The sequence below is a fragment of the Streptomyces lasalocidi genome (assembly GCF_005280215.1).
GTDB classification, from domain to species: Bacteria; Actinomycetota; Actinomycetes; order Streptomycetales; family Streptomycetaceae; genus Streptomyces; species Streptomyces longwoodensis.
In genome coordinates this window covers 5,752,854-5,766,314 of the sequence record NZ_SZNQ01000001.1, presented here as the reverse complement: position 1 = coordinate 5,766,314, position 13,461 = coordinate 5,752,854, and the positions used below count along the sequence as shown (strand labels likewise).

Here is a 13,461-nt window from a genome sequence, read left to right as displayed (position 1 = left end):
AACCGACTTCGAGCTGACTCGAACTGACTCCGGAGTGACCTCGTATCGATTCGACTGTGCATACTTGACTAGAAATCTGTCAATGTTGATTGAATCAATAAATGTGGTCTGCGGATACGGTGACTGCCATGCGTGATCAGGAACACGGCCCCGGCCACCCCGAACGACGGCTGAGCACCAAGGAGGCCGCCGAACTGCTCGGCGTGAAGCCGGAGACCGTCTACGCGTACGTCAGCCGCGGCCAGCTCAGCAGCCGTCGCGTGCCCGGCCGCCGGGCCAGCACCTTCGACGCCAAGGAGGTCGAGGCGCTCGCGCGGCGCAACCGCCGGGAGAGCGCCGGGAGTCCGGGCTCCGGGGCGGAGCTGTCCGTGCGCACCCGGCTCACGTTCATCGACACGGACCGGTACTACTTCCGCGGCGTCGACGCCGTCGAGCTGGCCTCCCGGCACTCCTACGAGGAGGTCGCCGAGTGGCTGTGGACCGGCCGGCTCCAGCCCGGCGCCACCCTCACCGCGCCCGAGCCCTCCGTGGCGGCGGCCCGGCGCGCGGTCGACGCGCTGCCCGAACACGCCGGCCCCACCGACCGGTTGAGGGTGGCCGCGATCGCCGCCGCGACCGCGGACCCGCTGCGCTTCGACCTGTCCGAGGTCGCCGTGCTCGCCACCGCGCGCGTCCTCATCCCCACACTGGTCGCCGCCCTGCCGCCCCGCCGGCGCGACCACCGGGACCAGGGGCCGCTGGCCCGGCGGCTGTGGGGCCGGCTCAGCGGCCGGGACGCCGACGCGGCGTCACTGCGCGCCCTCGACACGGCCCTCGGTCTGCTCGCGGACCACGACCTGGCCGCCTCGACCCTGGCGGTCCGCGTGGCCGCCTCGGCCCGCGCGCACGCCTACGCGGCCGTCTCCGCCGGGCTGGGCGTGATCGAGGGGCCCCTGCACGGCGCGGCCAGCGGACTCGCCCACCGGCTGCTGCTGGAGGTCCTCGACCAGGGCGACGCGGGTCCCGTGATCGCCGAGGAATTGCGGGCGGGCCGCCGCATCCCCGGCCTGGGCCACCGGCTCTACCCGGGCGAGGACCCCCGCGCGCGTGCGCTGTTCGCCCTACTGGAGGACGTCCCGACCGCCGGACCCGCCCTGGCCGCCGCCCGCGACGTGGTCGCCACCACCGCCCGCCACGCCCCGCTGCACGCCAACGTCGACCTGGCCCTGGCGGTCCTCACCGTGTCCTGCGGGATGCCGTCCACGGCGGGCGAGACGGTCTTCGCCGTGGCACGCACGGCGGGCTGGATCGCGCACGCCCTGGAGGAGTACGGCGAGCGGCCGCTGCGAATGCGGCCCAGCGGCCACTACGTGGGACCGAAGCCGCCCCAGGCGCTGCCGCAGGCGTAGGTCGCGGGCGCCGGCCTCCGGCGGGCGCGGGAGCTTCGACTCTCCCGCTGTGCGCGGGATCCGGCCTCCGCCGGGCGCCTTGAACCACGCAGCGCAGCCCGCGCATGGGAGGCCCGCGCACGGGAACCCAGAGGTCATGCCCGGCCCCCGCACGCCGAACGTCCGTCCGCCCGACCCCGCGGCCCGATCCGGTCGGAGCAGGACACACCGGCGCCCGGGAGCCACCAGGGACCAACTCAGGTTAGGCTCACCTCTGTGAGTACGTGCGCGACCGACTCGCGAGACCTCGGCGAGCCGCTTCCCGGAACCGCGGCCACGGCAAGGACCTGGATCCTGCTGGAGCAGCCCGGCCCCTGGGGTGCCGAAGCGCTCACGTCGAGCCATCTCGACCCGGCGCTGGGCCGGGCCCTGCGCCGGGCCGCCAAGGGCACCGGCGTGCGCATCGCCCTGATCCGCCGCCCGGGACGCCACGCCGACTTCGGCACGCCGCCCGTGCGCCGGGTGTTCGCGGCCCACACGGTGCCCGGCCGCGTGTGGCTGCGCACCGCCACGACGAGCGACCCACGGCGGCTCCTGGACCTCGACTTCGACGCGCTGAGCCGCGGGGACCACCGCACCTTCGACACCGCGCTCGACGGCCGCGCCCACACTGGCGATCCGCTCGCCCTCATCTGCACCAACGGCAAGCGCGACCGCTGCTGCGCACTCCTGGGCCGGCCGCTGGCCGCCGAGCTCGCCGGGTCGGACGTTCCGGGCGTGTGGGAGGTCACCCATCTGGGTGGTCATCGGTTCTCCCCCACGGTGCTCGTCCTGCCGTACGGCTATGCCTACGGCCGCGCCGAGGCCGACGGCGTCAAGGCGGTCCTGCACGGCGTCAAGGAGGGCCGGATCGTCGTGGAGGGCTGCCGCGGCAGCTCGGCCTGGGACCGCCCCGGTCAGGCGGCCGAGCTGGCCGTGCGCCGGGCGGCCGACGAGTACGCGGCTCAGGCGCTCGCCGTCGTCCGGACGACCGGCGAGGGACCGCGCTGGGAGGTGACCGTGGCGCACCTGGACGGACGCCGGTGGCTGGTGACCGTGGCCCAGGGCGCCTCGCTCCCGCCCCGCGCGGAGAGCTGCGGGGCGTCGGTCCTCGGCGCACCGGCCCAGATGGACGTGGTGGCGGTGCGCGAGCTGGGGCGAGTGGCGGCGCTGGCCAGCTGACGCGGGAACGGTACGACCGCCCCACGAGCCGTCATGCACCTCGGCGTGCGCCGGCGGATCAATGATTCGGTGCATCAATTGGGTGGATCAATGGATCGCTCAAGAGATCCATGCCACACCTTGCACGGATGCACGCCCCACCCCTACGGTCCGGTCGACCCGTCCACGTACCGTCGTGGCATGAGCCCCACTCCCCCCGCACGCCGCCTGCGCCTGGGCCTGCCCCGGCGGGTCTTCTCGCAGGTGCTGCTGATGCAGGTGGCGATCGCCGCGGGAGTCGCGGTGCTCGCGACCGGCCTGTTCCTCGCACCGCTCAGCGACCAGCTCGACGACCAGGCGATGCGCCGCGCCCTCGCCATCGCGAGGACCACGGCCGAGATACCGCAGATCGCGGAGGACCTGCGGAGCACGCCGCCGACGGTCGACGGCCCGGTGCAGCGGCAGGCGGAGCGGATCCGCAAGGCCAGCGGGGCCGAGTACGTGGTCGTGATGGACACCGAGGGCGTGCGCTGGTCCCACCGGGACCCCGACGAGGTCGGCGGTCACGTCTCGACCGACCCCGGGCCCGCACTGGCCGGTCACGACGTCATGCAGATCGACACCGGCACCCTCGGCCGCTCGGCCCGCGGCAAGGTGCCGCTGCGCGACAGCAGCGGCAGGATCATCGGCGCGGTGTCCGTCGGCATCGAGTACGACAGCGTGCGGGACCGGTTGTTCCACGCAATCCCCGGGCTGCTGGCATACGCGGGCGGTGCGCTCGCGGTGGGCGCCCTGGCCGCGTGGTTGATCTCCCGACGGGTCCAGCGTCAGACGCGCGACCTGGCCTTCTCCGACATCTCGGCGCTGCTGGCGGAGCGCGAGGCAATGCTGCACGGCATCCGGGAGGGCGTGGTCGCCCTGGATCGCGCGGGCCGCGTCCGGCTGCTCAACGACGAGGCGCAACGCCTGCTCGGCATCGGCGAAGAGTCCGTCGGCCGCACCCCGGACGAGGCCCTGGGCGAGGGGCGTACGGCCGACGTGCTGGCGGGCCGGGTGACGGGCACGGACCTGCTCACCGTGCGCGGCCAGCGCGTCCTGGTCGCCAACCGCATGCCCACGGACGACGGCGGCGCCGTGGCCACCCTGCGCGACCGGACCGAGCTGGAGGAACTGGGCCGGGAGCTTGACTCGACGCGCGGCCTGATCGACGCCTTGCGCGCGCAGGACCACGAGCACGCCAACCGCATGCACACCCTCCTCGGGCTGCTGGAGCTGGAGATGTTCGACGACGCCGTGGAGTTCGTGGGGGAGGTCGTCGGCGACCACCGGGTCACCGCGGAGCAGGTCACGGAGAAGGTCCACGACCCGTTGCTGGCCGCCCTGCTGGTCGGCAAGGCGACCGTCGCGGCCGAGCGCGGGGTCGCCCTGTGGGTGTCCGACGACACCCGGCTGCCCGACCGCCTCGTCGATCCCCAGGGGCTGGTCACGGTCGTCGGCAACCTGGTCGACAACGCCCTGGACGCCGTGGCGGGCACGCGGCACGCGCGCGTGGAGGTGGAGCTGCGTACGGAGGGCCGTACGGCGGTGCTCAGCGTGTGCGACACGGGTCCCGGCATCCCGCCCGAGCAACGGGAGTTGATCTTCACCGAGGGGTGGTCCACGAAGAAGCCGCCCGCCCACGGCAAGCGGGGCCTCGGGCTGTCCCTGGTGCGCCGGCTCGCCGAGCGGCAGGGTGGCAGCGTGGCGGTGGACGAGGCGGACGGCGGCGGCGCGCGGTTCACGGTCGTCCTGCCCGAGGCGCTGGCCGCGCCGGACCTGGAGCCCGCTCTGAGCGCGGGCACGTACGACACCGCCGAGGAGGAGTCACGATGATTGAGGTGCTGGTCGTGGACGACGACGCCAGGGTCGCCCAGGTCAACGCCGCGTACGTGGAGAAGGTGCCGGGCTTCCACGTGGCCGGCGAGGCGCACAGCGCGGCCGACGCGCTGCGCCGGATGGAGGCGCTGCCCCGCCTGGACCTCGTGCTGCTGGACCACTACCTGCCTGACGAGACCGGTCTCGAGGTGGTCCAGGAGATGCGCCGGCGCGGTCACCAGACGGACGTGATCATGGTGACCGCGGCGCGGGACGTCTCGACGGTGCAGGCGGCGATGCGCCAGGGTGCCCTGCAGTACCTGGTCAAGCCGTTCGCGTTCGCGGGCCTGCGGGCCAAGCTGGAGGCGTACGCGGAGTTGCGGCGCACCCTCGACGGCGGCGGTGAGGCCGAACAGTCCGACGTGGACCGGATCTTCGGCGCCCTGTCGGCGTCCTCGGAGCCGGGGCTGCCCAAGGGCCACTCCCCCACCACGGCGGAGCTGGTCCGCCGGTGCCTGATGAGCGCCGACGGTCCCCTGTCGGCCCAGGAGATCGCCGACCGGACGGGGGTGAGCCGCCAGACCGCCCAGCGCTACCTCAAGCTCCTGGAGCGCAGGGGCCGCGCGCGGCTGACCCTCAAGTACGGCGACGCGGGCCGCCCGGAACACCGTTACGTGTGGGCGACCCGCGGCTGAGGCACGGCGACACGGCTCATCGCGCGTGCCGGCCGGGTGGTCAGCCGGTCGCCTTCTGGACGAACTCGGTCGTGTACGTCCTGCTCAGGTCGACATCGGCATTCTTGATGGTGGGGTTGAACGCCTTGAGGACCTTCTCCACGGTCTCGGGGCCGTTCTTCGGCATCACGCCGTCGTCGGTGAACATCGGCAGCGTGCTCTTGATGGCCGACGCGTAGAGCACCTTGTTGCCCTGCGAGTAGTCGGCGGGCATCTTGTCGGCGATCTCGGTGGCGCTGTGGGTGAACATCCACTTGAGCGTCTTGACGAATGCATTGGCCAACTTCTGCACGGTGTCCTTGTGGCTGTTCACCCAGTCCGTCTGCATGTACAGACTGGACGAGGGATACGGTCCACCGAGCGCCGCCTCCGACCCCGCCGGGGTGCGCATGTCGAGGAGGATCTTGCCGGCGCCCTTGTCCAGAACCGTCGCGACGGTCGGGTCGGTCGTCATGCCGCCGTCGATGGCGCCCTGCTGCAGCGCGGAGATGAACGTCGGCCCGGCGCCCACGGCGACCGGGGTGAACTCGCTGACGTTCACGCCGTTCTTCACGGCGAGGTACTTGGTGAGGAAGTCCGTCGAGGAGCCGAGGCCGGTGACGCCGAGCTTGCGGCCCTTGAAGTCCTTCGGCGAGGTGATGTCGTCCGCCGCCTTGGTGGAGACGACCTCCACCTCTCCCGGGGCGTGCGAGAACTGCACGACCGACTCGACCGCCTTGCCCTTCACCTGGAGGTCCAGCGTGTGGTCGTAGAAGCCGACGGCCCCCTGCACCTGCCCGGAGACGAGCGCGGTCTCGGCCTGGACGCCGGCCGGTTCGCTGAGCAGTTCCACGTTCAGGCCCTCGGCGTCGAAGTAGCCGAGCCGCTGGGTGAGCATGGCGGGGAGGTAGATGACCTTGTCGAGTCCGCCCACCATGATCTTGACCTTGGTGCCCTTGCCGTCCCCGCCGGAGCCGGACGAGGAGGTACCCGCGGCGTCGTTGGCGCAGGCGGTGAGGGAGGCGAGGGCGAGCAGCCCGGCGGTGGCCAGGGCGGTGCGCCTGACGGTTGTGCGCATGACGGTTCACGTCCTTGAGGGAGGCGGTACGGCGAAGGGAGTGAGGAGGAGGTGGCGGGGCGTCCGGGCTCAGTGGTCGGAGCCGGACGTCTTCCACCGGAAGATGCGGCGCTCGGCGAAGGTGAGCAGTCCCTCGGCGACGAGGGCGACGGCCGCGAGGATGACCATGGCGGCGTACACACCGGCCGCGTTGAAGGTGCCCTGGGACTGCGCGACGAGCAGGCCGATGCCCTTGGTCGCGCCGATGTACTCGCCGACGATGGCGCCGATCAGGGCGAAGCCGAAACTGACGTGGAGGCTGGTGAAAATCCAGGAGGTGGCCGAGGGGATGACCACCTGGAGGGTCACCCGGCGGTCGCTGGCGCCCAGGATGCGGGCGTTGGCCACGAGGTTGCGGTCCACCTCGCGGGCGCCCTGGAAGGCGTTGAAGAACACCGGGAAGAACACCAGCACGACGGCCGAGGCGACCTTGGAGGCCGGACCCAGTCCGAACCAGATCACGAAGATGGGCGCGAGCACGATCCTGGGGATCGAGTTGAGCACCTTGATGTAGGGACCAAGGACGTCGGCGAGGAAGGTGATCCGCCCCAGGGCAATGCCGAACACCACGCCGGCGACCACCCCGATGATCCAGCCGAGCAGCGCCTCGTGGAGCGTGTACCAGATCTGCTCACCGAGCGAGCCGAGCGCTGTGCCGTGGGTGACCCAGGTGGATATCTGGTCCCAGATCTTCGACGGCATGGAGAAGTTGAACGGATCGATGACCTCGGCCCGGGACAGCGCTTCCCACAGGCCGAGCACGGCGACCAGCAGCAGGACGCGCGCGCCGGTGACGACGATCCTGCGCTTGCGGGCGGCACGCGCGCGTGAGTGGGCGCGGTCGGGCGTCTTGACTATGTCGACGACAGGTTGGCTGAGCACCTCAGGCGGCATGAGCGGCTCCCCTTTCCCGGGTGATGCGGACCTCTTCGCCGAGGGACTCCCAGATCTCGCGGTAGATGTCGATGAACCGGGGCTCCAGGCGCACCGACTCGACCTTGCGCGGTCGCGGCAGGTCGATGTCGAAGACCTGCTTGACGGTGGCGGGCCCCGCGGTCATCACGACGACCTTGTCGGCCAGCGCGATGGACTCCTCCAGGTCATGGGTGACGAAGACGACGGAGGCGCCCGTGCCCTCCCACAGCTCCAGCAGCTCGTCCGACATCAGCGCCCTGGTCTGCACGTCGAGCGCCGAGAACGGCTCGTCCATGAGCAGGATCTCGGGGTCGTTGACGAAGGTCGCGGCGAGCGCGACCCGCTTGCGCTGGCCGCCGGAGAGCTGGTGGGGATAGCGGTCCTCGAAGGCGGACAGACCGACCCGGGCCAGCCACTCGCGCGCCCTGCTCTTCGCCTCGGCCTTGGGGACGCCCCGGAAGCGGGGGCCCGCCATGACGTTGGACAGGACGGTGCGCCACGGGAAGGTGGCGTCCTGCTGGAAGACGAAGCCGACCTTGTCGCCCACGCCCCGCACCGGCTGCCCGGCGACGAGCACCTCGCCGTCGGTCGGTTCCTCCAGGCCGCTGACCAGGGTCAGCGTGGTCGACTTCCCGCAGCCGGTCGGCCCGACGACGGCCACGAACTCGCCGCGCCCGACGGTGAGGTCCAGTTCCCGGACGGCGGTGTGCAGACCCCCCGACGGGGTCCTGAACGTCTTGCTCGCGCCCCGCAGCTCGATGGCGGGGCTGGTGTGTGCGCTCATGGCCGGGGACGGTAGGTGTGCCCGGTGTCACGGCATCAGCCTTGTGCGCACATGCCCTTCTTTTGCTTGCAACAGGCTGTTGTGCTCGTTTTGCTCGCGCTAGAACAACGGAGCCGAAACACGGGCGTCACACGCGCCCGCCAGGCCTTGAGGGAAAGAGGCCCGATGATTGACGTCCTGGTGGTGGACGACGACTTCCGTGTCGCAGAGATCAACGCCAAGTACGTGGGGAAGGTTCCCGGCTTCCGGGTCGCCGCCCGCGCCCACAGCGCCGCCCAGGCGCTGGCCGCCGTCGAGCGCGGCGGCATCGACCTGGTGCTCCTCGACCACTACCTGCCCGACCGGACGGGCCTGCACCTCGTGCACCGCATGCGGGAACAGGGCCACGGCACCGATGTCATCATGATCACGGCGGCCAGCGACGTCACGACGGTCCAGGCGGCGATGCGCCTGGGCGCCCTGCACTACCTGGTGAAACCGTTCACCTTCGCCGCCCTGCGGGCCCGCCTCGACTCCTACGCCGCCCTGCGCCGCACCGTCGACCGCGTGGGCGGCCACGGCCTCACGGGACAGGAGCAGGTGGACCGCATCTTCGGCGCCCTGCGCACCGCAGCGGTGCCGCCCTCCCCCGGCCTGCCCAGCGGCCACTCGGAGCCGACGACCGACCTGATCTGCGCCGTCCTGCACCGCGCGGGCCACCCCTTGTCGGCTCACGAGGTGGCCGCGAAGACGGGCCTGAGCCGTTCCACCGCGCAGCGCTACCTCCGCCACCTCGAACAGGCCGGCCGTCTGCGCCTCTCCCTCAAATACGGCGACACCGGCCGCCCGGAACACCGCTACGCCTGGGTGACCCCGTAAGGACGTCACGCCCACCGCGACTCCACCGCCGGCTACACGGCTCCCGCACCCGTCAGCGACCGCACCTCGGTCTCCGCGTGCTTGGCCTCGTCGGCGACCTCGGCCGAGGTGACCGTGCCGAACCAGCCCGCGAGGAAGCCCAGCGGGATGGACACGAGGCCGGGGTTCTGCAGCGGGAAGTACTGGAAGTCCACGCCCGGGAACAGCGACTCGGGGCTGCCGGAGACCACCGGGGACAGCACCACGAGCACCAGGGCCGGTACCAGTCCGCCGTACACCGCGTACACCGCACCCCGGGTGGTGAAGCCTCGCCAGAACAGCGAGTAGAGCAGGACGGGCAGGTTGGCGGAGGCGGCCACCGCGAAGGCGAGGCCCACCAGGAAGGCGACGTTCAGGTCGCGGGCGAGGAGGCCGAGCGCGATCGCCACCACGCCGATGCCGACGGCGGCCGCCCGGGCGACGGCCACCTCGCTGCGGGGCTCGGCGCGTCGGCGGCGCAGCGACGCGTACAGGTCGTGGGCCACCGACGCGGAGGACGCGAGCGTGATGCCGGCGACGACCGCGAGGATCGTGGCGAAGGCGACGGCGGCCACGACGGCGAACAGGACGGTGCCGCCCGTGGAGTCAGCCCCACCGCCCAGGTCGAGCGCCAGGAGGGGGACCGCCGTGTTCCCGGCCGCGTTGGACTCGCGCACCGCTTGCGGGCCGACGATGGCCGCCGCTCCGAAGCCGAGGACGATGGTCATCAGGTAGAACCCGCCGATCAGCCCGATCGACCACACCACGGACCGCCGCGCGGCCCGGGCGGTCGGCACGGTGTAGAAACGCGACAGGATGTGCGGCAGGCCTGCGGTGCCCAGCACCAGGGCCAGCCCGAGGCTGATGAAGTCGAACCGGGCCGTCCAGTCCGCGCCGTACTTCAGCCCCGGCGCGAGGAACGCGTTCCCGTGCCCGCTGCGCTCGGCCGCCGTGAGCAGCAACCGGTCGAAGTCACCGTGGAAGCGCACCAGCACCAGCGCCGTGAGCGCCACGGTGCCGCCGAGCAGCAGGACCGCTTTCACGATCTGGATCCAGGTGGTGGCCCGCATCCCGCCTAACGACACGTAGATCACCATGAGCGCGCCGACGCCCACCACGGTCCAGCACTGGGCCGCCGCGCTGGTGCGTCCCAGCAGCAGCGCCACCAGGCTGCCCGCGCCCACCATCTGCGCCACCAGGTAGAGCACGGACACGGTGACCGAGGAGGTTCCCGCGGCGATCCGCACCGGCCGCTCGCTCATCCGGGCCGCGACGACGTCCGCCAGCGTGAACCGGCCGCAGTTGCGCACCAGTTCGGCGACCAGGAACAGCACCACCAGCCAGGCCACGAGGAAGCCCACCGAGTACAGCAGCCCGTCGTAGCCGAACAGCGCGATGAGCCCGGAGATCCCGAGGAACGACGCGGCCGACATGTAGTCGCCCGCGATGGCGAAGCCGTTCTCCATGGGTGAGAACAGGCGGCCGCCCGCGTAGAACTCCTCCGCCGAACCGTGCCGGTCACGGCTGACCCAGGTCGTGATGGCCAGCGTGACCGCGATGAACGCGCTGAACAGCACCAGGGCCAGTGTCTGATGGTTGCCGGTCACGCCGCACCGCCCCTTGCTCCTCGGGTCAACTCCTGTGTGTCCCAGCGCAGTTCCAGCGCGGCCCGGTCCCTCCGCAGCCGGGCGTGGCGTGCGTAGGCCCAGGTGAGCAGGAACGTGCTCAGGAACTGCCCGAGCCCCGCCAGCAGCCCCACGTTCACCGCTCCCACGACGGGGCGCGCCATGAGGCCCGGCGCCGCCGTCGCCGCCACGACGTAGGCCACGTACCAGAGGAAGAACGCGACGGTCGCCGGCACCACGAACCGCCGGTACCTGCTGCGCACTTCCTGGAACGCCGGGCTGCGCTGCACCTCGAGGTAGACCTCGGCCGCCGCCAGGTCGTCGTCCTGCTCCGGCCTTTGCCCCTGCCCCTGCCCTTGCCGCGCCGCCGGCACCGGGACGGCCACCGTGCCCGCCTCGCCCCAGCCCGAGGCGAGTGCGTCGTACCAGGGGTCGTCGAACGGCACGTCCCCCGGCATGTCGGTGGGGGCCGGACCCCGCGCCTCGTGGTGCCCGTCCGATGGGCCGGAACCGTCCCCGCCGCCGCGCACGCGACCTTTGCTGAACTGCATGCCCAAGGATGGACAGAACGGGCCGATCCCTGACTTCTCTTCCCCGCGCTCTTCACCCCATCAGGTGACCTGGCCGGGGCGGCCTCGTCACCTCAGTCCGCCGGTGGCCGCACCAGTCCCTTCCCGTACGCGTACCGCACGGCCTGGGCCCGGTCCTTGATCCCGATCTTGGCGAACAGGTTGTTGATGTGCGTCTTCACGGTGGCCGTGGAGACGTGCAGCTTCTGGGCGATCTCGTGGTTGCTGAGCCCCTCGGCGATCAGGAGCAGCACCTCGGCCTCCCGCGCGGTGAGCCCGTCGGGCGGTTCGGAGGGTGGGGGCGCCGGCGTCGGCGCGGGTTCCGAGAGGCGCTCCAGCAGCCGTCGCTGGATGCTCGGGGACAGGCCCGCGTCCCCGGACAGGACACTCTCCACGGCCCGCAGGATCTCGTCGCCCCCGGCGTCCTTGGTGAGGTAGCCGCGCGCCCCGGCTCGCAGGGCGGGGAACAACGAGTCGTCGTCGGCGAACGTGGTGAGCACCACGACCTGCGTCTCCGGGTGCTCCACCCGGATGCGCCGGGTGGCCTCCACGCCGTCGCACCGGGGCATGCGCAGGTCCATCAGCACCACGTCGGGCGCGACCTCGGCGACGAGCCGCACGGCCTCCTCCCCGTCGCCGGCCGCGCCCACCACCTCGATGCCCGGCAGCAGCCCCAGCAGCATCACGATGCCCTCACGGACGACCGTCTGGTCGTCCGCGACGACCACCCGCGCGGGCCGCCTCCCGGCCTCCCCGGTCATACCGGCACCCTCAACCTCACCGCGAACCCTTCCTCGTCCGGTCCGGCGTCCAGCGACCCGCCCAGCAGTTCGGCGCGTTCTCTCATCCCGAGCAGACCGTACCCGCCACCGGCGCCCGCGAGTTCGCCCGGCGAGCCGCCCGAGTCCCGGACGTCCAGGGTCACTTCGCCCGCCCCGTACTCCAGCCGCACCCGCACCTTGGCCCCCGCGGCGTGCTTGCGGACGTTGGTGAGGGCCTCCTGTGCGACTCGACGAACGGCCTGGGACGCCTCGGCCGGCAGTGGTCTGCGCTCTCCCCCGATCGTGACCTCGGCCCGGGGCGCCGTGCTCACGAGCTGGGCCAGGAAGTCCTCCAGTGGGGTCAGTTCACCGCGCAGCGCGGACAACGCCTGCCGGGTCTCGTCGAGGCCGTCCCGGGCCATGCCCCGTGCCGCGACCACCCGCTCGAGGACCTGCTCGCGCTCCGCGCCCCGCTCGATCAGCAGCCGGGCCGCCTCCAGGTGCACCAGCTGTGCCGAGAGGCTGTGTGCCAGCACGTCGTGGATCTCCCGGGCGATGCGGGCCCGCTCCGCCAGGGCGGCCGATTCCGCCTCGGCGACGCGGGCCGCTCTCTCCTGGGCCAGCAGTCGCTGGGTGTTGCCGCGCGCCTCGGCGTCCAGCCGGAGGGTGTATCCGGCGAGCGCCATCCCTCCGGCGGTCACGGCCGCGGTCGGCCAGCTGTCGTTGTCGACGACCGCGAACGAGGCCAGGGCGAGCGCGGCGACCGGCAGGCCGGCCCTCAGCGGCAGCCGCTCCAACGCGGCGATGGCGCACCCGCAGCACAGGACGAGTGCCGGTGAGCGGAATCCCAGGGTGTATCCGCCCGCCGCCAGGCCCAGCAAGAGGGCCACGAAGGCCAGGGAGGACCACAGCCGGTGCTGGAGCGTCGTGCGGAAGAAGGCCCAGGCGAAGGCTCCCGCGAGGAGGACGCCCGCCACTCCGGCCACCATGCCCCAGCCGTGGGCCCGGCTGCTGTGGAAGGCGGCCGTCAGCAGGGTTCCGAGGACGAGGAGCCGTACGGCCCAGGCGATCAGGCGCCGCGCCCGGGAGGTTCCCTCCCGGCCGAGGGCTTCCCGGGACGGCCAGCGGGTCAGGGCGTTGTCGGTCACACGCGTTCCTTCCGCAGTCGCGGGGACCGGGACACCTCGTCACCGTACGCCGTGGGACCGGCGGACTCCTGTATCCAGCGCGCCCGCTGGACGAGGACCGCGGAGCGGACGAGCAGGGTGGCCGCCAGCGCGATCATCAGGGCGGAGCTGCCCTGGTGGACGCCGAGGGTCGTGCCCAGCCCGAAGAGACCCACTCGCAGGGCTATGCCCACGAGCCACACCACGGCGCTCGCCTTGGTGCTCTTGCTCCACACCGTGCCGTCCGGTTCCATCCACAAACGGGTGGTCCAGGCCCAGCCGGCTCCGATCGCGAGGCCCACCAGCAGTTCCACGGCGAGCAGGGCGGCCGAGGCGGTGTGGTGCCGGGCGTCGAGCAGTCCCGGCTCGCGCAGTGCCACGACGACGAGGATCCCGGGCAGGAGCCACCAGCGCCGGCCGGCGTCGACCCGGGCGGCGCGCACCTGCCGTGCGATCACCAGGGCGGCCACGGCCGCGATCACCAACGCGTCGACGAGCCCGGACATCACTGCCT

13 protein-coding genes are annotated in these 13,461 nt (G+C 72.3%); 5 read left to right on the top strand and 8 right to left on the bottom strand.

Annotated features, from left to right (window positions below):
• Nucleotides 1-128: 128 nt before the first annotated feature.
• From E4U91_RS25995 to E4U91_RS25980, 4 genes are all read left to right on the top strand, one after another.
• Complete coding sequence (locus E4U91_RS25995) at nt 129-1,388, top strand: citrate synthase (protein ID WP_137309066.1); 1,260 nt, start codon at nt 129-131, stop codon at nt 1,386-1,388.
• A gap of 255 nt (nt 1,389-1,643) precedes the next feature.
• Complete coding sequence (locus E4U91_RS25990) at nt 1,644-2,588, top strand: sucrase ferredoxin (protein WP_137309065.1); 945 nt, start codon at nt 1,644-1,646, stop codon at nt 2,586-2,588.
• 180 nt (nt 2,589-2,768) lie between these two features.
• Entirely contained in the window at nt 2,769-4,439 is a 1,671-nt protein-coding gene (locus E4U91_RS25985) for an ATP-binding protein (RefSeq protein ID WP_137309064.1), read from the top strand.
• Nucleotides 4,436-5,116: a response regulator gene (locus E4U91_RS25980; protein WP_137309063.1), complete on the top strand. Its 681-nt coding sequence runs from the start codon at nt 4,436-4,438 to the stop codon at nt 5,114-5,116. Before E4U91_RS25985 ends, E4U91_RS25980 begins: the two co-directional genes overlap by 4 nt.
• A 40-nt stretch (nt 5,117-5,156) precedes the next feature.
• Here the strand turns inward: E4U91_RS25980 and E4U91_RS25975 are convergent, their stop codons facing one another.
• From E4U91_RS25975 to E4U91_RS25965, 3 genes are all read right to left on the bottom strand, one after another.
• Nucleotides 5,157-6,212, bottom strand: a complete 1,056-nt coding sequence (locus E4U91_RS25975; protein WP_137309062.1) for an ABC transporter substrate-binding protein — start codon at nt 6,210-6,212, stop codon at nt 5,157-5,159.
• 69 nt (nt 6,213-6,281) lie between these two features.
• Nucleotides 6,282-7,145, bottom strand: coding sequence for an ABC transporter permease (locus tag E4U91_RS25970; RefSeq protein ID WP_137309061.1), 864 nt, complete (start codon nt 7,143-7,145; stop codon nt 6,282-6,284).
• Nucleotides 7,135-7,950, bottom strand: a complete 816-nt coding sequence (locus E4U91_RS25965) for an ABC transporter ATP-binding protein (RefSeq protein ID WP_137309060.1) — start codon at nt 7,948-7,950, stop codon at nt 7,135-7,137. The genes E4U91_RS25970 and E4U91_RS25965 overlap by 11 nt, the downstream gene beginning before the upstream one ends.
• A 165-nt stretch (nt 7,951-8,115) precedes the next feature.
• Between E4U91_RS25965 and E4U91_RS25960 the strand changes: the two genes are divergently transcribed.
• Nucleotides 8,116-8,808, top strand: coding sequence for a response regulator (locus E4U91_RS25960; protein ID WP_137309059.1), 693 nt, complete (start codon nt 8,116-8,118; stop codon nt 8,806-8,808).
• Nucleotides 8,809-8,840: 32 nt separating this feature from the next.
• On the opposite strand, the gene E4U91_RS25955 is transcribed toward E4U91_RS25960, so the two are convergent.
• From E4U91_RS25955 to E4U91_RS25935, 5 genes are all read right to left on the bottom strand, one after another.
• Nucleotides 8,841-10,433 (bottom strand): solute symporter family protein, encoded by a 1,593-nt coding sequence (locus tag E4U91_RS25955; protein WP_137309058.1) that lies wholly within the window; start codon nt 10,431-10,433, stop codon nt 8,841-8,843.
• Nucleotides 10,430-11,008 carry a DUF485 domain-containing protein gene (locus E4U91_RS25950; protein WP_422070912.1) on the bottom strand — a complete coding sequence of 193 codons (579 nt, stop codon included), beginning with the start codon at nt 11,006-11,008 and terminating at the stop codon, nt 10,430-10,432. The genes E4U91_RS25955 and E4U91_RS25950 overlap by 4 nt, the downstream gene beginning before the upstream one ends.
• Before the next feature lie 86 nt (nt 11,009-11,094).
• Nucleotides 11,095-11,781 (bottom strand): response regulator transcription factor, encoded by a 687-nt coding sequence (locus E4U91_RS25945; protein ID WP_137309056.1) that lies wholly within the window; start codon nt 11,779-11,781, stop codon nt 11,095-11,097.
• Nucleotides 11,778-12,929: a sensor histidine kinase gene (locus tag E4U91_RS25940; protein WP_137309055.1), complete on the bottom strand. Its 1,152-nt coding sequence runs from the start codon at nt 12,927-12,929 to the stop codon at nt 11,778-11,780. The genes E4U91_RS25945 and E4U91_RS25940 overlap by 4 nt, the downstream gene beginning before the upstream one ends.
• The gene (locus E4U91_RS25935) at nt 12,926-13,453 is read right to left on the bottom strand and encodes a CcdC protein domain-containing protein (protein WP_137309054.1); all 528 of its coding nucleotides are present in this window, start codon (nt 13,451-13,453) and stop codon (nt 12,926-12,928) included. The genes E4U91_RS25940 and E4U91_RS25935 overlap by 4 nt, the downstream gene beginning before the upstream one ends.
• Nucleotides 13,454-13,461: the final 8 nt, after the last annotated feature.

Excerpts from the sequence above, each read along its gene's own strand:
- E4U91_RS25935 (WP_137309054.1), bottom strand. The coding sequence starts at position 13,453 with ATGTCCGGGCTCGTCGACGCGTTGGTGATCGCGGCCGTGGCCGCCCTG.
- E4U91_RS25995 (WP_137309066.1), top strand. The coding sequence starts at position 129 with ATGCGTGATCAGGAACACGGCCCCGGCCACCCCGAACGACGGCTGAGC.
- E4U91_RS25970 (WP_137309061.1), bottom strand. The coding sequence starts at position 7,145 with ATGCCGCCTGAGGTGCTCAGCCAACCTGTCGTCGACATAGTCAAGACG.
- E4U91_RS25980 (WP_137309063.1), top strand. The coding sequence starts at position 4,436 with ATGATTGAGGTGCTGGTCGTGGACGACGACGCCAGGGTCGCCCAGGTC.
- E4U91_RS25965 (WP_137309060.1), bottom strand. The coding sequence starts at position 7,950 with ATGAGCGCACACACCAGCCCCGCCATCGAGCTGCGGGGCGCGAGCAAG.
- E4U91_RS25960 (WP_137309059.1), top strand. The coding sequence starts at position 8,116 with ATGATTGACGTCCTGGTGGTGGACGACGACTTCCGTGTCGCAGAGATC.
- E4U91_RS25985 (WP_137309064.1), top strand. The coding sequence starts at position 2,769 with ATGAGCCCCACTCCCCCCGCACGCCGCCTGCGCCTGGGCCTGCCCCGG.
- E4U91_RS25975 (WP_137309062.1), bottom strand. The coding sequence starts at position 6,212 with ATGCGCACAACCGTCAGGCGCACCGCCCTGGCCACCGCCGGGCTGCTC.
- E4U91_RS25945 (WP_137309056.1), bottom strand. The coding sequence starts at position 11,781 with ATGACCGGGGAGGCCGGGAGGCGGCCCGCGCGGGTGGTCGTCGCGGAC.